The sequence below is a fragment of the Streptomyces sp. NPDC001732 genome (assembly GCF_053596315.1).
Genome location: NZ_JBSFFY010000017.1, coordinates 77,810 through 100,909, shown reverse-complemented (window position 1 = coordinate 100,909; position 23,100 = coordinate 77,810). Strand labels below are relative to the sequence as shown.

The following is a 23,100-nucleotide window of genomic DNA, read 5'->3' as shown; positions in this document are numbered from 1 at the left end:
GGGCGGGGCCCCGGCGGGAGGGTCAGAGCTTCAGGTCCCACTGGGAGGCGTCGTACGTGAAGCCGGGGTTGACCTCGACCGTCAGGTCCTTGGCGTCCGCGGGGGCGTCGAAGGCGAACTGGACGGTGACCTTCTTGCCCGGCAGGACCGTGCCGCTGAAGCCCGCGCCGACCTTGTTGTCGAAGATCTGCTCGGCGTCCACGCCCTCCTTGCCCCCGCGGGCCGTCACGTTGACGAGCGCGGAGTCGAACTTCTCCTTGCCGGCGTTCTCGATGACGACGGCGATCCGATAGGCCTTGTTGCCCTTGGTGTGACCGGCGGCGTACTCGTCCGGGGTGTACGAGGTGGCGTCGCCGACCGTGACCGTCAGGTCGTCGTCGTACACGGCCGAGTCCCCGGCCTCCAGCGCCTTGCCGGTGTCCTTCTTCTCGTCCTTCCCGGCCGCGTCGCCGCCCTTGGCGGAGTCCCCGCCGGGCTTCGGCTTCGCGGAGGCCGTGGTTTCCGAGAGCGCCTTGTCGATGTCGTTCACCGCGTCGTCCACGGCCTTGAACGTGATCACCGCGCCCACCACCGCGAGGATCAGCGAGACCAGCCCGAGGGCGGCGCCGAAGGTGGTCACCCCCTTGTTGGTGGCCTCGCCGCGCTTGACCCGGCCCCGGCCCGCCAGGCCCAGGACCAGGGCGATGAGGCCGAGCACGCCCGCCAGCCAGAACAGCAGCGGGATCAACCCCGACACGGCGCCGATGACGCCGAGGACGAGAGCGGCGATGCCCAGTCCGTTACGGGCCGGGCGCACGCCCGGCGCCTGGCCGGGGCCGTACGGCTGCTGGGGCTGCGGGGACTGCGGCGACTGCGTGAACTGGGACATGGCTGTGCCCTCCGGCAAAAGCAGATGAGTGGTGAGCGGATCTGTGCATCGCCCTTGTGCAGCGACAGGTCAATAACAGCAGAGCTTGTGAACCGAGTCAACACTATTCACGGTGGATGGGTTGATGCACGCTGTGAATCGGTTCCTCGTGAACGGGGTCGGTATGCTCGCCGACAACCGACGAACCGGTGCCGGGACCAGTGCCGGTACCGGACGATCGCCAGGACCGGGACGATCGCCAGGACCAGGGAGACAGCCAGTGCCGGAGAACGCGACAGAGGTGACCGCGGCGGGGATCGCACGGCTCGCCGGGGTGGGGCGCGCCGCAGTCAGCAACTGGCGCCGCCGCCACGCCGACTTCCCCAAGCCCGTCGGCGGCACCGAGACGAGCCCGTCCTTCGCGCTGTCCGAAGTCGAACAATGGCTCCGTGACCAGGGGAAACTCGCCGAGGTGCCGCTCCGTGAACGGGTCTGGCAGCAGCTCGCCGGGCACCCCGAGGGCCCCCTCCCCGCGCTCGTCCACGCGGGCTGCGCCCTGCTCCTCCTGCGGACCAGCCCGGCCGCCTGGCGGGAGATCGCCGCCGTGTCGGACGAGCCGATGGCCGGTGTGCTGTCCCTCGCCCTCGACGACCTCCTCACCAACCGTTTCGGACCGGCCGGGGAAGCGGGGCGGGCCGTTCACACCCCCGGTCGCGCCGAACTCCTCCCGTCCGTCCCGCTGCTCCGGGGCGTCGCGGAGCTCGCCGCCGAAGGCGGAGCCCCGAAGACCTTCGAGTTCCTGCTCGGCCGTCAGCTGGACGCCAACCCGCGCCAGTACACACTCACCCCGCCCGGCCTCGCCGAGTTGATGGCCGCCCTGGTGGAGACGGGCGAACGGCCCGCCCGTACCGCCCTCGACCCCGCCGCGGGCACCGGCGCCCTGCTGCGCGCCGTCACCGGTCCGACCGCCCTGTACGCCCAGGAGAGCGATCCCGACCTCGCCGCGCTCACCGCGCTGCGGCTGGCCCTGCACGCCGACACCGGCTGCACGGTCACGGCACGCACCGGCGACACCCTGCGTGCCGACGCCTTCCCGCGGCTCGCCGCCGACGCCGTGCTCTGCCACCCCCCGTTCAACGAACGGAACTGGGGCCACGACGAACTCGCCTACGACCCGCGCTGGGAGTACGGCTTCCCGGCCCGCACCGAGTCCGAACTCGCCTGGGTCCAGCACGCCCTGGCCCATCTGCGCGAGGGCGGCACCGCCGTACTGCTGATGCCCCCGGCCGCCGCCTCCCGCCGCTCCGGCCGCCGCATCCGCGCCGATCTGCTGCGCCGCGGAGCCCTGCGCGCCGTCATCGCCCTCCCGGCGGGCGCCGCACCCCCGTACGGCATCCCGCTCCACCTCTGGGTGCTCCGCAAGCCCGGGAACGGCCCGCACCCCTCGCCCGAACTGCTGCTCGTCGACACCGCCGAGCCCGCCGAACCGGCCTCGGCGGGCCAGGCCTCCACCGCCCCGTCCGGCGGTCGCGACCGGATCGACTGGCAGGCGGTGCACAGCACCGTCCTCGACGCCTGGCGATCGTTCGACGGCGCAGGCGCGGATGCCGCCACGGGTACGGGCACGGGCGCAGGTGCCGCCACAGGTACGGGCGCGGGTACGGGCAGGGGGGCCGGGGCCGGCCGTCCCGTCCCGGTCATCGAACTCCTCGACGACGACGTGGACCTGGCCCCCGCCCGCCACCTGCCGCCCCCGGCCGCCGCGGGCGGTCCCGCCGAACTGGTCGGCGTACGGCAACGGCTGACCGAGACGCTCGGCCTCACCGCCGCCCTCACCCCGCCGGCCGTGACCCCCTCCGCCCCGGCCCACTGGCCGCTCACCACCGTCGGTGAACTCGCCCGCGCGGGCGCCCTCCAGCTCCGCGCCGGAGGCTCCGGCACCAGCGGCTCCGGCGCCGGTCCGGTGCCCGTCCTCACGGAGCACGACGTGCTCGGTTCCACCGCCCCTTCGGGAAGCCTGCCCACCGACGGCCCCCCGGAGGAGCCGGTCCTCGTCGAGGCGGGCGACGTCGTCGTCCCCGTGCTCGGCGGCGGTTCCGTCGCCCGCGTCGTCGACGAGGCGACCGCGGGCGCCGCGCTGGGCCGCAACCTCCAGCTGCTGCGCCCCGACCCGGCCGCGCTCGATCCGTGGTTCCTCGCCGGTTTCCTGCGCGGCACCGCCAACAACCGCCAGGCCAGCAGCTACGCCTCCACCGCGACCAGGCTGGACGCCCGCCGCCTCCAACTGCCCCGGCTGCCGCTGGCGGAACAGCGGCGCTACGGGGACCGTTTCCGGGCCCTGGCCGGGTTCGAGGACGCGCTCCGGCTGGCCGGACGGCTCGGCGGACAACTGGTCCAGGGGATGTACGACGGGCTGACGGACGGCACGGTCCGCCCGGAGTGATTTGAAGCACAACGGTTCCGTACAACCCGGGGCGGACCGTCGTTGTCGCCCTTTACGCTCGGATCTGCGCACGCGAGTGTGTGCGCGGATCTTCAACGACCAGGTCTCCAGGAGCAGCCATGTACGCCCCGGGTCATCCGCCGACGCCGCCGCGCCGGGTTCCCAGCAGGGCCTGGATCGTCTCGATGCGCGTGCTGTTCACCGTGCTCCCGGTGGGCTCGCTCGGGCTGCTGCTGTGGAGCCCGCTGCTCCGCCTCGCGATCGTGCGCCGCCGGGCCCTCGACTGGTGGCTGACCGGGGCCGGTTTCGTGTTCGTGTGCGTGCTCCTGCCGATCCTCGGCAGGGAGGGCAGCGACGAGCCCACCACCGCCGACGGCATCCTCATCGTGCTGCTCCTGCTGGTGACGGCGGCCGCGATCGCGTACTACTTCGTCGGGGACGTCCGGCACCACGACCGGCTGACGAAGCAGCACCCCACGGGCGGGTACGCGGCGCCGGGGTACGCGTACGCGACCACGGTGCCGGCGGGGACGCCGGGCCCGGCCCTCGCTCCGCCCCCCGCGCAGTCGCCGCCACCGCTCGCGGCGCAGCAGCAGCCGCCGACGCCGTCGTACGGGCCGATGCGGCCGACCGGGCAGGACCCGCGGATTCAGCAGACTCCCGTGGCCCAGCAGCCCCTGCCGGTTCAGCAGACTCCGCCGAACCAGCAGACCCCACCGACCCGGCAGACCTCGCCGGACCGGCCCGACCGGTCGGCTGCCGCACCGTCACAGCCGCAGCCGCATTCCCACCCGCACCCCCAGCCGCAGCGCATCGACCAGGTCCGTGCCGAGCTGGACGAGCTGAGCGACTACCTCCGCAAGGAGGAGGGCCGGTGAGCGGACGCCTCATCGGCGGGCGGTACCAACTGGCGACCATCCTCGGCCAGGGCGGCATGGGCCAGGTCTGGACGGCCTACGACCAACGTCTGGACCGCCGCGTCGCGGTGAAGCTGCTCCGCCCCGACCGGGTCACCGGGCCCGTCGCCGACGAGGCCGCGGAAGAACTGCGCCGCCGCTTCGTCCGCGAGTGCCGGGTCACCGCCCAGGTCGACCACCCGGGCCTGGTCACCGTCCACGACGCGGGCAGCGACGGCGAGGACCTGTTCCTCGTCATGCAGTACGTCGAGGGCGCGGACCTCGCCGACCACCTCGCCGAGCACGACCCGTACCCCTGGCAGTGGTCCGTCTCGGTCGCCGCCCAGCTCTGCGCCGTCCTGGGCGCCGTGCACGCGGTGCCGATCGTCCACCGCGACCTCAAGCCCCGCAATGTGATGGTGCGTCCGGACGGCACCGTCACCGTCCTCGACCTCGGCGTCGCCTCGGTCCTGGACACCGACACCACCCGTCTCACCCACACCGGTTCGCCGATCGGCTCCCCGGCCTACATGGCCCCCGAGCAGGCGATGGGCGGCGCCGTCGGCCCGTACACCGACCTGTACGCCCTCGGCGTGCTCCTCCACGAACTCCTCAGCGGCGACGTGCCGTTCGCGGGCTCCACCGCCCTCGGCGTGCTGCACCGCCACCTCTACGAGCCGCCCGTCCCGGTCCGCCGGATCAGGCCGGACATTCCCGAGCCCCTGGAAACGCTGGTGCTGCGACTGCTGGCCAAGGACCCGCAGCACCGCCCGTCCGGCGCCCAGGAGGTGTACGAGCACCTCGCCCCGATGCTCCCCTCCTGGAACACCGGCCTCCCCACCGGGCCGCTCGACCCGACCCGGCCCTTCCTGCGCCCGCACGCCCCGTGGCCCGACCGTGCCGCCGCCCCGCCCCCGCCATCGGCCCCACCCGCCCCGGCGGCCGGCCGACCCGACGTGGCCGCCGCCGTCGACGACGTCAAGAAGCTGCTCGGCGAGGGCCGCATCACCCAGGCCGTGGACATCCTCGGCTCGATCCTCCCGGTCGCGGCCGACCAGCACGGCGAGGACTCCGCCGTGGTCCGCATCCTGCGCAAGCAGTACGCGGCCACGCTGATGGACGACGGCCAGTACCGCCGCGCCCTGCCCGAGCTGCGCCGCCTCGCCGACGACCGCGCGGCCGAGGCGGGCCCGGCCGACCCGCAGACGCTCCAGTTCCGCCACGACGCCGCCCAGTGCCTGGAACAGCTCGGCGAACCGGCCGCCGCACTCGCGGAGTACCGCGCGGTCCTGCCGTACTACGAGAACCAGTACGTCACGGGCGGCGACCCGGCCCGCGCCTTCGAGATCCGCAACCGCATCGGTCATCTGCTGCTCGCGGTCGGCGACCACACGACGGCGCGCTCCCAGCTCCAGGCGCTGCTGTACGACACCGAGCGGGTCTACGGCCCCCACCACCCCCTGCCGATGGAGATCCGCCGCCGGCTGGAGCGCCAGGTGGAGGTCGGGGGCGGCTGACCCACGGGGACGGTCGGCTCAGGGGCGGACACGGACCGGCCCGCGGCCGGTCTCCTTCCGCCGCCGTCGGTACGCGAGCCCCGCCGCGGTGGCCACGAGCGCGGCGAGCGAACCCGCCCCCGCCGCCAGGCCGGCCCGCAGGCCGGGGGGCCGGAACGTGCAGGTGACGGTGGTGTCGTCGACGGGCACCGGGGTGGCGACCAGGCCCAGGTAGCTGTCGGCGGGCCGGCCCCGGCAGCTCCAGCCCGCGATCCGGGGCGCGGCGAGCACCACCGTTCCCGAGGCACCGGCCGGGAGTTCGGCCCGGACGCCGTCCGCGGTGACGTGCACGGCGCTCGCGCCGGTGCGCCGCAGGTCCGCGACCGCGGCGGCCAGCCGGGGCCGATCCAGGCAGCCGATCGCCCCGTGCGGCACGGTCCCCGCGCGTGCGGAGGCCAGCGTCACCCGCACCGCCCCGTCCCCGCCCACCACGCCCAGGCGCTGCACGGGGGCGCGCTTGGCCGGCAGCCTCCCCTTGAACCAGACCTCCCCGCCGTCGCCGAGCCGCGCCGTCTCGGACCGCGCCGTCTCGGACCGCGCCGTCTCGGATCGCGCCGTCTCGGACCGTGCCGAGCCGAGCCGTGCCGAGCCGAACAGGCCGGGCGCCCACAGGTACGCCTCCGTGGCCGCCGGACATGTGGCGGTCAGCGTGTACGTACCGTGCCCCACCTGGTACTCGTCCGCGCCCCGGTGGCCGCCCGTACCCCGGTCGTCCACGCCCCGGCCTTCCGCCCCGCCGCGCCCCGCCGCGCGCAGCGCCGTCCCCGGCACCGTGTAGACCCGCGAGCCGAGCAGCTTCTCCTGGTTCCGGAACGGGGAGCGCCCGTACGGCGCCGGCGTACCCGGCGGGCGCACCGTCACCAGCGGCGGCACCGGGGCACGGCTCACCGTCACCGGCCGGTCGTCCGGCGCGTTCCACGCCTGGTACGGGTCGCGCGGCCGGTGCACCCGCACGCCGACCGAGAAGATCGCGTCCGTGACCGGGTTGTCGAGGCTCTGCACGGCCCGGCCGTTGGACGTCCAGCCCGCGCCGAGCGCCCGCATGGTGCGGGTCAGCACTGCGGGCGTGTGGCTGCTGTAGTACGCCCCGCCCTGCCCGCCCAGCAGCAGCGGGTCGTTGGTGGTGGTCTGCTCCCGGCCCGGGTCCGTGCGGGTGCGCGGCCAGTCGTCGGCGCCCGCGACCACGTCCGCCTGCGCCTGCTGCCGCCCGCCCCAGGGCGCGTAGTGGTCCAGCCGGTTCAGCCGCGCCCGGTCGACGAACGCGGTGGTCGCGGCGGCCTGCCCGGCCTGCGCCCCGATCAGCAGCACGGCGGCCGGCACCAGCCACCTCCGGCCGCGCCCGACCAGGAGCAGCGCCCCGGCCGACGCCACCAGACCGGCCGCGAACAGCGGGTACGTCCACTGCGTGATCAGGGCGCTGAGACCGGCCCCGGCCGCGACCAGCACCAGTACCGCGCCCCCGCCCGCCAGCGCCCGCCGGTCGGGCAGTCCGTACGCGACCGAGACCCAGGCGGCGATCACCACCAGCCCGGCCAGCACGAACGTCTGCCGGTACGGGCTGCCGTTGGGGGTGGCGAAGGCGTGCCACAGCAGATGCGTGGGCTCCCACTGCAACGACAGCGCGACGCCCGCCGCCAGCCCCGCCCACGCCCACCGCTCGCGCCCCGGCACGGACCGCTGGAAGGCCAGGGCGCACGCCAGGAGCAGGGTGCCGGTGCCGAGGAAGAGCGCCGGGGTGAAGAAGGTGTACGTGGCGGGCAGCAGCCGGGCGAGCACATCGGACCAGCCGGCGGGCGCGAACGGCCGCTCCCAGCCGGGGTGGGCGTGCTTCGTCCCCAGGTAGACGGGGACCAGGACGGGCGCCGAGAGCCCGACCCCCAGCCCGACCGAGCGGACCGCGCGCCCCAGCGCCCGGACCGCCGTCCGCCGGTCGTCCCGCTCGGTGAACAGCCGCACCGCCAGCACCAGCGCCGCCCCGAGCGTCGCCATGTAGGCGGTGTAGAAGTTGGCCACCCACATCACCGCGACGAGCAGCGGCGCGGCGACGGGCCGCCGCCCCGTACGCGCCCACTCGGCGGCCAGGCAGAGCACGGGCAGGGCGATCAGGCCGTCCAGCCACATCGGGTTGTACGACGCCTCGGCGAGGGACCAGCCGCACAGCGCGTACGAACCGCCGAGCATCCCCGCCGCCCACCGGCGCCCGCCGCGCAGCGTCAGCAGCAACAGGGCCATGAGCGCCGCGGCCGACGCCGTCTTCAGGACCGTCACCACATAGACCGCGAGATCGGTCCGGTCGCGCGGGAAGACCCCCACGAGCAGGGCGAACGGGCTGGTCAGATAGGTGCCGAGATCCGGCAGGAAGCTCGTCCCGTACCCGGACGACCAGTTGAGCAGCACCCCGCCGTCCGCGTCGCCGTGCAGCAGGTCCCACAGCCGGGCGTGGAACGGCACGAACTGATTGCCCAGGTCGTTGACGCTCCGCGTGCGGGGCCCGAACGGGAAGACGCGCGCCAGGGCGTCGCCCGCGCAGACGGCGACGACGGCGAGCAACGCGGCGATCGAGCCCGCGCACAGGCGTGGACGGCCCGCGCACGGGCGGGGGCGGGAAGTCGGCATACGCGGGAATATGCCAGCTTCGGTCGAGCAAATCCGTTGTGGAGCAAGGCAGTTCACGTGATGGACGTCCATCGGTCATACGGAGCGCCGAGTTCCGACACATGTACCGGCTGATGTACTTCTGTGCTGATCTCGCTGGTGGTTCCTTGTTTCAACGAGGAGGAGATCCTTGAACGCTTCCATGGGCGCGTCACGGAGGAAATGACCCGGCTGGGGCACGAGTTCCAGCTGGTGTACGTCGACGACGGCAGCGCGGACCGGACCCTGGTGATCCTTCAGGAGCTGGCCGCCGACCCGCGGGTCCGCTACGTCTCCTTCAGCCGCAACTTCGGCAAGGAGGCCGCCATGCTGGCCGGTCTCCGGCACGCCGAGGGCGACGCAGTCGTCATCATGGACGCCGACCTCCAGCACCCGCCCGAGCTGGTGGGCCGGATGCTCGACGAGCACGGCCGGGGCCACGACCAGGTGGTCGCCCGCCGCACCCGTACGGGCGACCGCGTCACCCGCACCGTCACCGCCCGCGCCTACTACTGGCTGATCAACCGGCTGGTGGACGTGGAGCTGGTCGACGGCGTCGGGGACTTCCGGCTGCTGTCCCGCCGTGCCGTCGACGCGGTCCTGGAGCTCACCGAGTACAACCGCTTCTCCAAGGGCCTCTTCGCCTGGGTGGGGTTCCCCACGACGACCTTCGGCTACGAGAACGCCGTCCGGGAACAGGGGCGGTCCGCCTGGACCTTCGGGAAGCTCCTCAACTACGGGCTCGACGGACTGCTCTCCTTCAACAACAAACCGCTGCGCGTGGCGCTCTACCTGGGCATGCTGCTGCTCTCCGTGGCCTGCGCCTATGCGGCATGGATCGTCGGTGTCGCGCTGGTAAGAGGGGTTGATACGCCCGGATATGTCACGCTTCTCGTCGTGGTCACCGCGCTCGCCGGGGTTCAGATGGTGATGCTCGGAGTGGTCGGCGAGTACGTCGGCCGCATCTACTACGAGGTGAAGAGGCGCCCGCACTTCCTGGTCAAGACCACGAACACCGCGGCGGCGCCGCGACGGACACGGGAACCCCAGGAGTTCGTGCACCGATGACGGTCCCGGCACAGATGGCCCGGTTCGCCCTCGTGGGAGTGGTGAACACCGGCACGTACTACGGCTGCTATCTCCTGCTGCTGAACGTGCTGCCGTACATCGCCGCCCATGCGGTGGCGTTCCTGCTGAGCATGGTCGGCTCCTTCTTCCTGAACTCCTGGTTCACCTACCGCACCCGCCCCACCTGGCGGAAGTTCCTGCTCTTCCCGCTCACCAACGTCGCCAACTTCGTCATCACGACCGGCGGCGTCTATCTGCTGGTCGACCTCGCCGGGTTCAGCGACCGGTACGCGCCGCTGGTCGCGGCGGTGGTGGCCGTCCCGGTCACCTTCGTCGTCTCGCGCACGATCATGCTGCGGCCGGACAGCAAGGAGCCCTCGCCCGAGCGCGTGCCCTGAACCGCCCCGCCCCGCCCCGAACCGCCCCGTTTCGTTCCGCTCCGCTCCGTTCCGCCCGGCCCCGGGCGGCGCCGGGCGGGCCCACATCCCCAACTCCTTCCGAATCGTTGGTCGAACCGGTGGCCCCAGCCACCTCCACTGCCTAACATCGATCACCGCAAGGTCTTGTGCACTGATGCACAAAGTCTCCCCGGGAGGTTCCTTTGCACCGCCGCCGCCGCACCGCGCTCACCGTCTCCGCCGCCCTCCTCGCCGGCGCCCCACTCCTGACCGCCTGCGGCGGGACCCACCCGGGCGCCGCCGCCGTCGTCGGCGGGGACCGGATCGAGGTGTCCGCACTCCAGGGCCAGGTGGCGGCCGTGCGCAAGGCCCAGCGCGGCGCGGCGGACGCCTCCGAGCTCCTCGACAAGTCCGGCCAGCTCAGCCGGGCCAAGCTGCACGGCATCATCTTCGACCGGGTCCTGGACCGGGCCGCGAAGGACGCGGGCGTCACCGTCAACCGCAACGAGATCCAGCAGCTGCGCAAGGCGGCTGCGGCCCAGTCCGGGGGAGAGACCCGGCTGCGCACGGTGATGCTCAGGCAGAGCTGGGTCGCCCCCGGCCAGATCGACGCCGTCTTCCGCGAGCAGGTCCAGCTGACGAAGCTGGCCGAGGCGCTCGGCGTCGACATCCAGCAGCCCGCCGGGCAGCAGGCCGTCGGCGAGGCGCTCAGCAAGGCGTCGAAGGCCCTGCGGGTCGAGGTCAACCCGCGCTACGGCACCTGGGACGACAAGCAGACCCAGCTCGCCGGCTACAAGGCCCCGTGGATCAGCCAGGTCACCAAGCCGGAGGGCGTGGTGGCGGGGGCCTGACCGGCCGAGGGGTCGGCCACCGGCCCGACCGGAGTAGATTCGAACAGTGAACGCTGAAGATCCCGGCCGTATCGTCCTGCTCACCGCCAGCCACCGCGTCGCGCCCGGACTCCTGTCCTGGCCCGCCTGGCAGGCGCTGCACGCCGCCGACCGGGTGCTCTGCGCGGAGGGGGACCACCCGCAGCTGCCGTACCTGCGCGAGGCGGGCGTCACGGTGGAGCACGCCGCGCCCACCGCGCAGGAGCTCGTCGAGGCCTGCGCGGGCGGCCGGAGCATCGTCGTCCTCGCGGGCGGCGAGGGCTCCGGGCCGCTGACCGACGGGCTCGCCCGGCTCGCGGGTTCGGGCCGGGTGCGGATGCCGGACCTGGAGCTGCTGCCCGGTTCGTACGACCTGCCGGGCGCCCGGTTCCTGGACCTGGTCCAGATCATGGACCGGATCAGGACCGAATGCCCCTGGACCTCGCGCAAGACCCACGAGGGCCTGGCCAAGTACGCCATCGAGGAGGCGTACGAACTGGTCGAGGCGATCGAGGACGGCGACCGCGACGAACTGCGCGAGGAGCTGGGGGACGTCCTCCTCCAGGTGGTCTTCCACGCCCGGATCGCCGAGGAAGGCCGTCCCGAGGACGGAGCGGAGCCGTTCTCCGTGGACGACGTGGCCGCGACCCTCGTCGAGAAGCTGATCCACCGCCACCCGCACGTCTTCGGCGACGAGACGGCCGAGACGCCGGAGGACGTGCACGCGCACTGGCTGCGGACCAAGGCCGTCGAGAAACAGCGCGAATCGATCACCGACGGGGTTCCGCTCGGCCAGCCGGGGCTGGCGCTCGCGGCGAAACTGGCCGGCCGGGTCCGTACCGCCGGGCTCGACGTGGCCCCGCCCACCGGCGACGGCATCGGCTACGAGCTCCTCGCCCTCGCCGTACGGGCCGAGCGGGACGGCATCGACCCCGAGGCCGCGCTGCGGGCCGCGGGCCGTGCCTACCGGGACGCCATCAGGGCCGCGGAGGGCAAAGGATAACGTCGGGGCGTGAACCACAGCCCCGCCGACAGCCCCACGGACCGACCCGCCGACGAGCCTGCCGACAGCCCTGCGGACCTTCCCTCCACCGGGCCCGCCGTCGGCCCCGCGGACCGTCCTGTCGGCAGGCCCGCCGCCCGTCCTGCCGACGAGCGCGCCGCCGGCGCCGCGGACCTTCCCGCCGACGAGGCCGCCGCCGGGCGCACGGGCCGGTCCGCCGACGCGCCCGCCGGTTGTCCCGTCGGCCGGTCCGGTGCCGGTCCCGACGATGCGCCCGAGCTCTTCACCTGGGAGTTCGCCACCGACCCGTACCCGGCCTACGCATGGCTGCGCGAGCACAGCCCCGTGCACCGGACCGCGCTGCCCAGCGGCGTCGAGGCGTGGCTCGTCACCCGGTACGCGGACGCCCGGCAGGCGCTCGCCGACACCCGGCTCTCCAAGAACCCGGCGCACCACGCCGAACCGGCGCACGCCAAGGGAAAGACGGGCATCCCCGGGGAGCGCAAGGCGGAGCTGATGACGCATCTGCTGAACATCGACCCGCCCGACCACACCCGGCTGCGCCGCCTCGTATCCAAGGCGTTCACCCCGCGCCGGGTCGCCGAGTTCGCGCCGCGGGTGCAGGAACTGACGGACCGACTCATCGACCGCTTCGCGAAGGAGGGGAAGGCCGACCTCATCCACGACTTCGCCTTCCCGCTCCCCATCTACGCCATCTGCGACCTGCTGGGCGTGCCGCCCGAGGACCAGGACGACTTCCGGGACTGGGCGGGCATGATGATCCGCCACGGCGGCGGCCCGCGCGGCGGGGTGGCCAGGTCGGTGAAGAAGATGCGCGGCTACCTCGCCGAACTGATCCACCGCAAGCGCGAGAACCCGGGGGAGGACCTGATCTCGGGGCTGATCCGGGCCAGCGACCACGGCGAGCACCTCACCGAGAACGAGGCCGCGGCCATGGCCTTCATCCTCCTCTTCGCCGGGTTCGAGACGACGGTCAACCTCATCGGCAACGGCGTCCACTCCCTGCTGCGCGACCCGGAACAGCGCGCCCGGCTCCAGCGCTCCCTCGAAACGGGGGAGGACGGGCTGCTGGAGACCGGGATCGAGGAGCTGCTGCGGTACGACGGTCCGGTCGAGCTGGCGACCTGGCGGTTCGCCACCGAACCGCTGACGCTCGGCGGACAGGAGATCGCGGCCGGGGACCCCGTTCTCGTCGTGCTCGCCGCCGCCGACCGCGACCCGGAACGCTTCACGGACCCCGACACCCTGGACCTCGCCCGGCGCGACAACCAGCACCTCGGATACGGGCACGGCATCCACTACTGCCTGGGGGCACCGCTCGCCCGGCTGGAGGGCCGGACCGCGCTCGCCACGCTGCTGAGACGCCTTCCCGACCTGCGGCTCGCGGTGGAACCCGGCGATCTGCGGTGGCGCGGCGGACTCATCATGCGCGGACTGCGCACCCTCCCCGTGGAGTTCGCCCCGGAGTCCGGACGGGTCGGAAGTGACGAACCGTCAAGTCTGTGACTTTTACGTGATCCGCGCTGCATCGACTTGTGACTCCCGTTCGAGTCCAGCTAGGTTCACCGTTCGACCCACCAGTCACACGTCAGCTACACGGAAGGCAAACCCCATGGGCTCCGCGAACGGCAAACACCGTCGCCCCCGGCAGGCACCCGCCATCGTCGTCGCCGCGGGCGTGACCGGGTCGGCCATCGCCATCCCGCTGCTCGGCGCGTCCGGCGCGCACGCGGCCGATGCCACGACCTGGGACCGGGTGGCCGAGTGCGAGAGCGGCGGCACGTGGAGCGCCGACTTCGGCAACGGCTCCTACGGCGGGCTCCAGCTCTCGCCGGAGACCTGGAAGGCGTACGGCGGCGAGTCGTACGCCGAGCGCGCCGACCTGGCCAGCCGGGCGCAGCAGATCGCCGTGGCCCAGAAGATCCTGAAGGACCAGGGGCCGCAGGCCTGGCCCAGCTGTGCGGCCATCTCCGGCCTCGCGACGGACGGAACGCTGCCCGGCGTCGACCCGGGGGACGCGCCCTCCGCCGACCCGGAGCAGGGCGGGAAGCCGTCCGGGGAGCCGTCGAAGGCCCCGGCCGACGGGACCACGCCGTCGGACGGCACGGGCGCCGTTGACGGCGAGGACGGTTCGAACGGACCGGACGGCGCCGGCGAGCCGTCAGGGGCGACCACGCCGTCACCGGACCCCTCGTCCGGGACCCCCACCACCCCCTCCTCGGACGGCTCTCCGAAGGCGCCGTCCGACACGCCCGAGAAGTCCGTTCCTTCTGGTTCATCCGAATCACCCAGCAGTCGGGGTGGCAAACACCGCGGCGCGCCGGCCGTCGAGGGTGACCGCGGGGCCGACGCGGACGGTGGCCGCGAGTCGGGTCGTCACGCCTCCCGCGGCGGCGACGGAGCGCGCGACGCGGACGCCCCGAGCGTCGGCGACCCGTACACCGTCCGCCCCGGCGACAACCTCTGGGCCATTGCTGACGCACAGAAGATCCCTGGTGGCTGGGCTGCGCTCTACGAGGCGAACAAGGACGAGATCGGCGTCGATCCGGATCTCATCCTGCCCGGCCAGAGCCTCGACCTCGGCGTGAAGTCCGAGTGAGAGCGGTCTGACGACCGGCTGAAAAAGTCCCCGAGCCCGGGGCAGTTCGGAGACCTATGTCCGCTTATGCGTAAGTGAGACATGGGTCTCTTTGCGTCAACTGGCGTGTCGCGCGCCGCGAACCCCTTCGCATCGGGTCCGACCTGCGGAAACGATGGATCCTCAGATACGAGTACGGGTCTATTGTCCGATGTGTCCATCTTTGAATGTGAGGGTTGCGTATGTTTACGGTCGGAACCGCTCGCACCGCGGGCCCCGTCGACCGTCACGCCGAATCCTGCCGTCGGTCGGAGGGAACAGACGCGTAAAGCGCCGTAGGCAGGAGCGGGGGACCCAGGTAGGCGCCGGCCCTGATCGTCGAAAGACGCATCGGGACCGGCTTGGGGTGAAGTCGCGTGCTAGGACGTGCGACCGGGCAACTCACTTGGCCCGAACCCGACAGCTCACCTCGTAGGCGTCGGTGAGGAGAAGTTCCATGCTGTTTTCCAGCAAGGGCAAGCACCGCCGCCCGTCCAAGGCCGTCCGCATCGCCACGCTCGCCGGTGTCACCGGTGCCGCCGTCGCCGCCCCCCTGATGGGTGCGACCAGTGCCTCCGCCGCCTCCGTCGCCACCTGGGACGCCGTGGCCCAGTGCGAGTCCGGTGGCAACTGGTCCATCAACACCGGCAACGGCTACTACGGTGGCCTGCAGTTCTCCCAGTCGAGCTGGGCCGCCGCCGGTGGCCTGCAGTACGCCCCCCGCGCCGACCTGGCCACCAAGGCCCAGCAGATCGCCACCGCCGAGCGTCTCCTCGACATGCAGGGCCCCGGTGCCTGGGCCTGCGCCGGTGCCGGCGGCCTGACCAACGACGGCGTCGACCCGGGCGTCGACACCGGCTCCTCGAAGTCCACCGAGAAGTCCGGCTCCAGCCAGCAGCAGAGCGCCCCGGCCGCCCCGAAGCAGCAGTCGCAGCCGACCCGCCAGGCCCAGCCGAAGCAGGAGCGCACCGAGGCCCCCGCCGCCTCCCGCTCCGAGCGCTCCGCCGCGCCGCAGGCCGAGGTGAAGAAGACCGTCACCACCCCGACCGGCAAGAAGGTCAAGAAGGGCGACGGCGAGTACAAGGTCGTCACCGGCGACTCGCTGAGCAAGATCGCCGCCGACCAGGGCGTCGAGGGCGGCTGGCAGAAGCTGTTCGAGCTGAACAAGGACATCGTCGAGAACGCCGACCTGATCTACCCGGGTCAGCAGCTGCACCTGACGAAGTAGTCACGGCTCTCTCCTCCCCGGCGCCCCGGCCCGCGCGACCCTTCCGTACGCGCGGGCCGGGGTTTCCGCCTTCACCGCTCCGGCGGCTCCCGCCGCTCCGGGAAGGACCTCCTCCGAAGGAGGAGGGGCGCGGCGGAAGAGAGGCGACCGTTCAACTTCTGTAGTTACTGATTAGTAAAAACCTGACTGTTCGTCCTGCAATGTCCGCCCCCGAGTCCTTTTTCGTCCCAGGGGACGGGCGGTCGTCGGGCCGATCGGGCCGAGCCGGTTAGGCTCTTGTCGCAAGGCCCAAGCGGCCCTGCACAACCAGCGTCATATCCCAGAAGGAGATGCCTCGTGCCGTCCATCGACGTCGTCGTAGCCCGGGAAATCCTCGACTCCCGCGGAAACCCCACGGTCGAGGTCGAGGTCGGCCTCGACGACGGCAGCACCGGCCGTGCTGCCGTCCCGTCCGGCGCCTCCACCGGTGCGTTCGAGGCCATCGAGCTTCGCGACGGTGACCCCAACCGCTACCAGGGCAAGGGCGTCGAGAAGGCCGTCCTCGCCGTGATCGAGCAGATCGGCCCGGAGCTCGTCGGCTACGACGCCACCGAGCAGCGCCTGATCGACCAGGCGATGTTCGACCTGGACGCCACGGAGAACAAGGGCTCGCTCGGCGCCAACGCCATCCTCGGCGTCTCGCTGGCCGTCGCCCACGCCGCGTCCGAGGCCTCGGACCTGCCGCTGTTCCGCTACCTGGGCGGCCCGAACGCGCACCTGCTGCCCGTTCCGATGATGAACATCCTCAACGGCGGCTCGCACGCCGACTCCAACGTGGACATCCAGGAGTTCATGATCGCCCCGATCGGCGCGGAGTCCTTCTCCGAGGCCCTGCGCTGGGGCACCGAGGTCTACCACACGCTGAAGAAGGTCCTGAAGTCCAAGGGCCTGTCGACCGGTCTCGGCGACGAGGGCGGCTTCGCGCCGAACCTGGACTCGAACCGCGCCGCCCTCGACCTCATCCTCGAAGCCATCAAGGAAGCCGGCTACGTCCCGGGCAAGGACGTCGCGCTCGCGCTCGACGTCGCCGCGTCCGAGTTCTACAAGGACGGCAAGTACGAGTTCGAGGGCAAGTCCCGCTCGGCCGCCGAGATGACCGAGTACTACGAGGAGCTCGTCTCCGCGTACCCGCTGGTCTCCATCGAGGACCCGCTGTACGAGGACGACTGGGCCGGCTGGAAGGTCATCACCGACAAGCTCGGCTCCAAGGTCCAGCTCGTCGGCGACGACCTGTTCGTCACCAACCCGGAGCGTCTGGCCCGCGGCATCGAGGAGGGCTCCGCCAACGCCCTGCTCGTCAAGGTCAACCAGATCGGTTCGCTGACCGAGACCCTGGACGCCGTGGAGCTGGCCCAGCGCAACGGCTTCAAGTGCATGATGTCGCACCGCTCCGGCGAGACCGAGGACGTCACCATCGCCGACCTCGCCGTCGCCACCAACTGCGGCCAGATCAAGACCGGCGCCCCGGCCCGTTCCGAGCGCGTCGCCAAGTACAACCAGCTGCTGCGCATCGAGGAGATCCTCGACGACGCCGCGGTGTACGCGGGCCGCTCGGCGTTCCCCCGGTTCCGCTCCGCGAACTAGGGCGGGTGCCGAAAGCAGCTCGTCCGCCCCGGCGCGGGCACGGGGCCATGGCGTCCGTCCGTCCCCGCACTCGGTCCCGTACCGTGTGCGGGGACGGACGTGCGTATTGGGGAGGCGGAGAAATGGCCGCGAAGGACCGGGACCGGTTCTCCACCGCGACCCGGCTGCGGCTGCTCGGCGAGCAGACCGCCGCCCGCGTCTACCGGTCCCAGAACCGCCGCCAGGCCCGCCGCTCGCGGCTCACCGGCCGGGCGGCGTTCCTCGCCCTCGTCGTCTGCTCCCTGGTGGTCGTGCTCGCGTACCCGATGCGCAGCTACGTCTCGCAACGGGACGAGATCGCCGAGCAGGAGCGCCTGGCGGAGCAGGCACGGGCCCGTACCGAGGAGCTGCGCGACGAGAAGGCGCGCCTCCAGGACGACGCGTACATCAGGCAGCTGGCCCGTACGCATCTGCACTACCTTCTTCCCGGGGAGACCGGTTACACGGTGATCGACCCCGACGCGGTCAAGGAACGCAACGGCCAGTCGGACGAGTCCGGCCGACCGTGGCACTCCAACCTCTGGGACGGCGTCGACAGCGCCGACCACGACTGACCCTCTCCACCCGTCTGCAGAACCGCAGTTCGAGCAGCCCGACCAGAACCTAGGCAGGCATGGAAACGCCCCCTCCCCACACCGAGCCCACCGCACCCACCGAGGCGGACATCGCCGCGTTCCAGCAGCAGCTGGGCAGGCCGCCGCGCGGCCTGCGCGCGATCGCGCACCGCTGCCCGTGCGGCAACCCGGACGTGGTCGAGACGCAGCCCCGGCTGGAGGACGGTACGCCGTTCCCGACGACGTACTACCTGACGTGCCCGCGCGCCGCGTCCGCGATCGGCACGCTGGAGGCGAACGGGGTCATGAAGGAGATGACCGAGCGCCTCGCCACCGACCCCGAGCTGGCCGCCGCCTACCGGGCCGCCCACGAGGACTACATCGCCCGGCGCGACGCCATCGAGGTGCTGGAGGGCTTCCCGAGCGCGGGCGGCATGCCGGACCGGGTGAAGTGCCTGCACGTCCTGGTCGGGCACTCGCTGGCCGCGGGGCCGGGAGTGAATCCGCTGGGCGACGAGGCGATCGCGATGCTGCCGGAGTGGTGGCGCAAGGGGCCGTGCGTCTCGCCGTGCGGCGTGCCGGACGAGGACTGACCGGCCCCTCCCCGGGGCTCCGCCCCCGGACCCCTGCTCCTCGACCGCCGGAGGGGCTTGGTCTGCTTCTCGGGCGTCAGGAGAAGGGCTCGATTCGCTCCTCGGGCGCCGGAGGGGCTTGGTCTGCTCCTCGGCCGTCGGAGGGGCCCGAACTGCTCCTCGTTCCTCGGAGGGGCTCGATCTGGGAGTACTTCATGACCCGCGTGGCCGCCATCGACTGCGGTACCAACTCCATCCGTCTGCTCGTCGCCGACGCCGACCCGGCCACCGGCGAACTCGTCGAGCTCGACCGCCGGATGGAGATCGTCCGCCTCGGCCAGGGCGTCGACCGCACCGGACGGCTCGCCCCCGAGGCCCTGGAACGGACGTTCGCCGCCTGCCGTCAGTACGCGGCGGTGATCGAGGAGCACGGCGCGCGGAAGATCCGCTTCGTCGCCACCTCCGCCTCCCGCGACGCGGAGAACCGGGACGAGTTCGTCCGCGGCGTGCGGGAGATCCTGGGCGTCGAGCCCGAGGTGATCAGCGGCGACCAGGAGGCGGAGTTCTCCTTCACCGGCGCCACCAAGGAACTCGCGGGCCGCGACCACCTGGCGAAGCCGTACCTCGTCGTGGACATCGGCGGCGGCTCCACCGAGTTCGTCGTCGGCGACGACCACGTCCGGGCCGCGCGCTCCGTGGACATCGGCTGCGTACGGATGACCGAGCGTCACCTCGTCCACGACGGCACCGTGACCGACCCGCCGTCCGCCGGCCGGATCGACGCGATCCGGGCCGACATCGAGGCCGCCCTCGACCTCGCCGAGGAGAGCGTCCCGCTCGCCGGGGCCGCCACCCTCGTCGGCCTCGCCGGGACGGTCACCACGATCGCCGCGATCGCCCTGGGGCTCGACGCGTACGACTCGGCGGCGATCCACCACTCCCGGATCTCCTTCGACCGGGTGCAGGAGATCACCTCCCGGCTCCTCGCCTCCACCCACGCCGAGCGGGCCGCGATCGGCGCGATGCACCCGGGCCGCGTCGACGTGATCGCCTCCGGGGCGCTGATCCTGCTCGCCGTGATGAAGCGGACCGGGGCCCGGGAGGTCGTCGTCAGCGAGCACGACATCCTCGACGGCATCGGCTGGTCGATCGCGTAGGTTCCGCCCGTCCCGACGGAGCGCCGGCCGGACGGAGGCCCGCCCCGAGGAGGGTCGGCCGGAGCGGTCGCGCGGGGCGGTTGCGCGGGGCGCCTCCCGCAGCGGCGGGAAGGCGCTCATGCGCACCGCTGCCTGCACTTCTGAGTCCCTGTCGGGTGATTCGGGAGGGGTTCGGGCGACCCGGCGCGACGAAGTTCGTGAACTTCTTCACAAGGAATTCGGCCCTTCGAAGGGCGGTTCCGGTCCGTACGGGCGTCCGAAGCGGCGGAAGGAGGGATTCCGCGCCGTCCGGGAAGCGCTCCCGGGGTGCCTGCGAGGTGTGCGCCGGAGCGGTGATCCGACCCTCTTTCAGGGTCAAGGGCCAGCTCACAAGCGGTGAATAACGTTCGCGAGCGCCTCGTGGTTCCCCCGGGCTCCCATGACCTGGGTCACGTGGGCGGCGAAGTGTAGCAGAGGGTCGCCCATACCTTGTGAAGGGGCTCACGAACCCTCCCCTGGAGGGGGGTGGATACTCGATGGCATGAGCACCACGGAGCGTCCCAGGATCCTCGTAGTAGGCGGTGGGTACGTAGGCCTGTACGCAGCTCGACGCATTCTGAAGAAGATGCGCTACGGAGAGGCGACCGTCACGGTCGTCGACCCGCGCTCGTACATGACGTACCAGCCCTTCCTCCCCGAAGCTGCTGCCGGCAGCATCTCGCCTCGGCATGTCGTCGTCCCGCTGCGACGCGTCCTGCCGAAGGCCGAGGTGCTCACCGGCCGTGTCACGACTATCGATCAGGACCGCAAGGTCGCCACGGTCGCGCCGCTCGTCGGCGAGGCCTACGAGCTGCCCTTCGACTACCTGGTCATCGCGATGGGCGCGGTCTCCCGCACCTTCCCGATCCCCGGCCTCGCCGAACAGGGCATTGGCATGAAGGGCATCGAGGAGGCCATCGGCCTGCGCAACCACGTTCTCGAGCAGCTGGACAAGGCCGACTCGACGACCGATGAGGAAGTCCGCCGCAAGGCGCTGACGTTCGTCTTCGTGGGCGGCGGCTTCGCCGGTGCGGAGACCATCGGCGAGGTCGAGGACATGGCCCGCGACGCGGCGAAGTACTACACGAACGTGAAGCGCGAGGACATGCGCTTCATCCTCGTCGACGCCGCCGACAAGATCCTTCCCGAGGTCGGCCCGAAGCTGGGCACCTGGGGCCGGGAGCACCTGGAGTCCCGTGGCGTCGAGGTCTTCCTCTCCACCTCCATGGACTCCTGCGTGGACGGCCACGTCGTTCTGAAGAACGGCCTGGAGGTCGACTCCAACACCATCGTGTGGACCGCCGGTGTGAAGCCGAACCCGGCGCTGGCCCGCTTCGGTCTGCCGCTCGGCCCCCGCGGCCACGTGGACTGCAACGAGAAGCTCCAGGTCAACGGCATGGACTACGTCTGGGCCGCGGGCGACAACGCCCAGGTCCCGGACATGGTCGGCCGCCGGGCCGGCAACCCCAACGCCTGGTGCCCGCCCAACGCCCAGCACGCACTGCGTCAGGCCAAGGTCCTCGGCGACAACGTCATCTCCGGGATGCGCGGCTTCCCGCAGGGCGAGTACAGCCACGCCAACAAGGGTGCCGTCGCCGGTCTGGGGCTGCACAAGGGCGTCGCGATGATCGTCATGGGCAAGATGAAGATCAAGCTCAAGGGCCGCCTCGCCTGGTACATGCACCGTGGTTACCACGGCATGGCGATGCCGACCTGGAACCGCAAGATCCGGGTCCTCGCCGACTGGACGCTCGGCATGTTCCTCAAGCGCGAGGTCGTCTCGCTCGGCGCCATGGAGACGCCGCGCGAGGAGTTCTACGAGGCCGCCAAGCCGGCCCCGGCACCGGCCGCCGCCAAGGCCGAGGGCGAGAAGGCCAAGGCCTCCTAGCCCGACCGCGGACCCACTCGTCCGCACGGCACACGCACAACCCCGAAGGGGCCGTCCGCCATCCGTGGTGCGGACGGCCCCTTCGGCGTATCCGGCTCCGTGCGGCGCGGCCCGGAGCCGGGCCCCGGTGGTCGCCGCAGCAGCGGATGCATGTAAAACGCAGCCATTTTGCCCTTCCATTGGGCGGTAGCGGGATGAGGCACGCTCCGCGGACAGTTGACGGGTATGCGGCTCGTCGCGGCGCCCTCCGGTGCCCGGGGCGGCCGCGGCATGCCCGAGCGTGCTCGGGCACATCGGGAACACCACCACGGAGGTGTGCGCCATGGCAGACGCCGCGCTGCGGCTGACCGCTCTCGTCGAGGAGTTGCTGGGAGAAAGGCTGCCGGTCCGGATCCGGGCCTGGGACGGCAGCGAATCCGGACCGCCCGGTGCGCCCGTGCTCGTCGTCCGCAGGCGCCGCGCGCTGCGGCGGCTGCTCTGGAAGCCGGGCGAACTGGGCCTGGCCCGCGCCTGGGTGGCGGGCGACATCGACGTCGAGGGCGACCTCTACGAGGCCCTGGACCTCATGGCCTCACTGATCTGGGAACGTCCCGACACCGCCGGGGGCGGCGTCCACCCGGTCCGTGACCCGAAGGTACGGGCCTTCGCCAAGGGGCTGTTGCGACTGGCCGGCCCCTGGCTCCCGCCGCCCCCGCCACCCGAGGAAGTGCGCCACCGCACCGGCCCCCTGCACACCAGGCGCCGCGACAAGGAGGCCATCAGCCACCACTACGACGTGGGCAACGACTTCTACGAACTGGTCCTCGGCCCGTCCATGGTCTACTCCTGCGCCTACTGGGAGGACGGCGGCGAGCTGGAGGACGCCCAGCGGGACAAGCTCGACCTGGTCTGCCGCAAGCTCGCGCTGAAGGAGGGCGACCGCCTCCTGGACGTCGGCTGCGGCTGGGGCTCCATGGCCGTCCACGCGGCCCGCGAGTACGGCGCCAGGGTCACCGGGGTGACGCTCTCCGCCGAGCAGGCCGCCTACGCCAGGAAACGCGTCGCGGAGGAGGGCCTGGCCGACCGGGTCGAGATCCGGGTCCAGGACTACCGGGACGTCAGGGACGGGCCGTACGACGCCGTCTCGTCCATCGGCATGGCCGAGCACGTCGGCGCGGTCCGCTTCCGCGAGTACGCCGACGACCTCTATGCGCTCCTCAGGCCCGGCGGCCGGCTCCTCAACCACCAGATCGCCCGCCGCCCGGAGCGGAACGAGTCCGCGTACCACGTGGACGACTTCATCGATGCCTACGTCTTCCCGGACGGCGAACTGGCCCCGGTCGGGCGGACCGTGACCACCCTCGAAGAGGCCGGTTTCGAGGCCCGTGACGTGGAGTCGATCCGCGAGCACTACGCCCTGACCCTGCGTCGGTGGGTCACCAACCTGGAGAAGCAGTGGGACCGTGCGGTCCGGCTGACCTCGTACGGGCGGGCCAGGGTCTGGCGCCTCTACATGGCGGCCTCCGCCCTCTCCTTCGAGCACAACAAGATCGGCGTCAACCAGATCCTCGCGGTGCGTCCGGCGGAGGGCGGGTCCTCCCGCATGCCGCTGAGGGCCCGTGACTGGACGGCGTCCGCGACCGGCTGACCCCACGACGGACCGGGGGCCGGTACGCGCAGCTCCGTGCTG

Annotated in this window: 18 protein-coding genes and 1 riboswitch; of the genes, 16 read left to right on the top strand and 2 right to left on the bottom strand. The window is 72.3% G+C overall.

Annotated elements, in window-relative coordinates; all coding sequences use genetic code 11:
• Positions 1–22: 22 nt before the first annotated feature.
• Positions 23–868 carry a DUF4190 domain-containing protein gene (locus ACWCXX_RS19005; RefSeq protein WP_451128596.1) on the bottom strand — a complete coding sequence of 282 codons (846 nt, stop codon included), beginning with the start codon at positions 866–868 and terminating at the stop codon, positions 23–25.
• Between the two features lie 259 nt (positions 869–1,127).
• Here ACWCXX_RS19005 and ACWCXX_RS19000 point away from each other — a divergent pair, with 259 nt between their 5' ends.
• The 3 genes from ACWCXX_RS19000 to ACWCXX_RS18990 all read left to right on the top strand — a co-directional run bounded on the left by ACWCXX_RS19000 (position 1,128) and on the right by ACWCXX_RS18990 (position 5,703).
• Entirely contained in the window at positions 1,128–3,290 is a 2,163-nt protein-coding gene (locus ACWCXX_RS19000) for an N-6 DNA methylase (RefSeq protein WP_451128594.1), read from the top strand.
• Positions 3,291–3,409: 119 nt separating this feature from the next.
• Complete coding sequence (locus tag ACWCXX_RS18995) at positions 3,410–4,168, top strand: hypothetical protein (protein ID WP_451128592.1); 759 nt, start codon at positions 3,410–3,412, stop codon at positions 4,166–4,168.
• Positions 4,165–5,703, top strand: coding sequence for a protein kinase domain-containing protein (locus ACWCXX_RS18990; protein ID WP_451128590.1), 1,539 nt, complete (start codon positions 4,165–4,167; stop codon positions 5,701–5,703). Before ACWCXX_RS18995 ends, ACWCXX_RS18990 begins: the two co-directional genes overlap by 4 nt.
• Before the next feature lie 18 nt (positions 5,704–5,721).
• Here ACWCXX_RS18990 and ACWCXX_RS18985 read toward each other — a convergent pair whose 3' ends face one another.
• On the bottom strand, positions 5,722–8,358 hold the full coding sequence (locus ACWCXX_RS18985; protein WP_451128588.1) for a YfhO family protein: 2,637 nt from the start codon (positions 8,356–8,358) through the stop codon (positions 5,722–5,724).
• A gap of 123 nt (positions 8,359–8,481) precedes the next feature.
• Here ACWCXX_RS18985 and ACWCXX_RS18980 point away from each other — a divergent pair, with 123 nt between their 5' ends.
• From ACWCXX_RS18980 to ACWCXX_RS18920, 13 genes are all read left to right on the top strand, one after another.
• Positions 8,482–9,444 carry a glycosyltransferase family 2 protein gene (locus tag ACWCXX_RS18980; RefSeq protein WP_451128586.1) on the top strand — a complete coding sequence of 321 codons (963 nt, stop codon included), beginning with the start codon at positions 8,482–8,484 and terminating at the stop codon, positions 9,442–9,444.
• Positions 9,441–9,842 carry a GtrA family protein gene (locus ACWCXX_RS18975; protein ID WP_451128584.1) on the top strand — a complete coding sequence of 134 codons (402 nt, stop codon included), beginning with the start codon at positions 9,441–9,443 and terminating at the stop codon, positions 9,840–9,842. Before ACWCXX_RS18980 ends, ACWCXX_RS18975 begins: the two co-directional genes overlap by 4 nt.
• A gap of 203 nt (positions 9,843–10,045) precedes the next feature.
• Entirely contained in the window at positions 10,046–10,693 is a 648-nt protein-coding gene (locus ACWCXX_RS18970) for a SurA N-terminal domain-containing protein (RefSeq protein WP_451128582.1), read from the top strand.
• A 46-nt stretch (positions 10,694–10,739) separates the two neighbouring features.
• Complete coding sequence (locus tag ACWCXX_RS18965; protein WP_451128580.1) at positions 10,740–11,714, top strand: nucleoside triphosphate pyrophosphohydrolase; 975 nt, start codon at positions 10,740–10,742, stop codon at positions 11,712–11,714.
• A 9-nt stretch (positions 11,715–11,723) separates the two neighbouring features.
• The gene (locus ACWCXX_RS18960; protein ID WP_451128578.1) at positions 11,724–13,241 is read left to right on the top strand and encodes a cytochrome P450; all 1,518 of its coding nucleotides are present in this window, start codon (positions 11,724–11,726) and stop codon (positions 13,239–13,241) included.
• 106 nt (positions 13,242–13,347) lie between these two features.
• On the top strand, positions 13,348–14,334 hold the full coding sequence (locus ACWCXX_RS18955; RefSeq protein ID WP_451128576.1) for a transglycosylase family protein: 987 nt from the start codon (positions 13,348–13,350) through the stop codon (positions 14,332–14,334).
• 300 nt (positions 14,335–14,634) lie between these two features.
• A riboswitch (cyclic di-AMP (ydaO/yuaA leader) is annotated at positions 14,635–14,806 on the top strand.
• 3 nt (positions 14,807–14,809) lie between these two features.
• Positions 14,810–15,580, top strand: coding sequence for a transglycosylase family protein (locus ACWCXX_RS18950; protein WP_451128574.1), 771 nt, complete (start codon positions 14,810–14,812; stop codon positions 15,578–15,580).
• A gap of 336 nt (positions 15,581–15,916) precedes the next feature.
• A complete protein-coding gene (gene eno, locus ACWCXX_RS18945; RefSeq protein ID WP_451128572.1) occupies positions 15,917–17,203 on the top strand; it encodes a phosphopyruvate hydratase in 1,287 nt (428 codons plus the stop codon).
• 122 nt (positions 17,204–17,325) lie between these two features.
• Positions 17,326–17,796, top strand: a complete 471-nt coding sequence (locus tag ACWCXX_RS18940; protein ID WP_451128570.1) for an FtsB family cell division protein — start codon at positions 17,326–17,328, stop codon at positions 17,794–17,796.
• A 59-nt stretch (positions 17,797–17,855) separates the two neighbouring features.
• The gene (locus tag ACWCXX_RS18935; RefSeq protein ID WP_451128568.1) at positions 17,856–18,389 is read left to right on the top strand and encodes a DUF501 domain-containing protein; all 534 of its coding nucleotides are present in this window, start codon (positions 17,856–17,858) and stop codon (positions 18,387–18,389) included.
• A 194-nt stretch (positions 18,390–18,583) separates the two neighbouring features.
• Positions 18,584–19,525 carry a Ppx/GppA phosphatase family protein gene (locus tag ACWCXX_RS18930; protein ID WP_451128566.1) on the top strand — a complete coding sequence of 314 codons (942 nt, stop codon included), beginning with the start codon at positions 18,584–18,586 and terminating at the stop codon, positions 19,523–19,525.
• A gap of 520 nt (positions 19,526–20,045) precedes the next feature.
• Positions 20,046–21,431, top strand: coding sequence for an NAD(P)/FAD-dependent oxidoreductase (locus ACWCXX_RS18925; protein WP_451128564.1), 1,386 nt, complete (start codon positions 20,046–20,048; stop codon positions 21,429–21,431).
• Between the two features lie 322 nt (positions 21,432–21,753).
• Positions 21,754–23,058: a class I SAM-dependent methyltransferase gene (locus ACWCXX_RS18920; RefSeq protein WP_451128562.1), complete on the top strand. Its 1,305-nt coding sequence runs from the start codon at positions 21,754–21,756 to the stop codon at positions 23,056–23,058.
• The last annotated feature ends 42 nt before the right edge of the window (positions 23,059–23,100 follow it).

Coding starts and splice junctions, on each gene's coding strand:
- ACWCXX_RS19005 (WP_451128596.1), bottom strand. CDS start 868: ATGTCCCAGTTCACGCAGTCGCCGCAGTCCCCGCAGCCCCAGCAGCCG.
- ACWCXX_RS18995 (WP_451128592.1), top strand. CDS start 3,410: ATGTACGCCCCGGGTCATCCGCCGACGCCGCCGCGCCGGGTTCCCAGC.
- ACWCXX_RS18985 (WP_451128588.1), bottom strand. CDS start 8,358: ATGCCGACTTCCCGCCCCCGCCCGTGCGCGGGCCGTCCACGCCTGTGC.
- ACWCXX_RS18975 (WP_451128584.1), top strand. CDS start 9,441: ATGACGGTCCCGGCACAGATGGCCCGGTTCGCCCTCGTGGGAGTGGTG.
- ACWCXX_RS18955 (WP_451128576.1), top strand. CDS start 13,348: ATGGGCTCCGCGAACGGCAAACACCGTCGCCCCCGGCAGGCACCCGCC.
- ACWCXX_RS18950 (WP_451128574.1), top strand. CDS start 14,810: ATGCTGTTTTCCAGCAAGGGCAAGCACCGCCGCCCGTCCAAGGCCGTC.
- ACWCXX_RS18940 (WP_451128570.1), top strand. CDS start 17,326: ATGGCCGCGAAGGACCGGGACCGGTTCTCCACCGCGACCCGGCTGCGG.
- ACWCXX_RS18935 (WP_451128568.1), top strand. CDS start 17,856: ATGGAAACGCCCCCTCCCCACACCGAGCCCACCGCACCCACCGAGGCG.
- ACWCXX_RS18930 (WP_451128566.1), top strand. CDS start 18,584: ATGACCCGCGTGGCCGCCATCGACTGCGGTACCAACTCCATCCGTCTG.
- ACWCXX_RS18925 (WP_451128564.1), top strand. CDS start 20,046: ATGAGCACCACGGAGCGTCCCAGGATCCTCGTAGTAGGCGGTGGGTAC.
- ACWCXX_RS18920 (WP_451128562.1), top strand. CDS start 21,754: ATGGCAGACGCCGCGCTGCGGCTGACCGCTCTCGTCGAGGAGTTGCTG.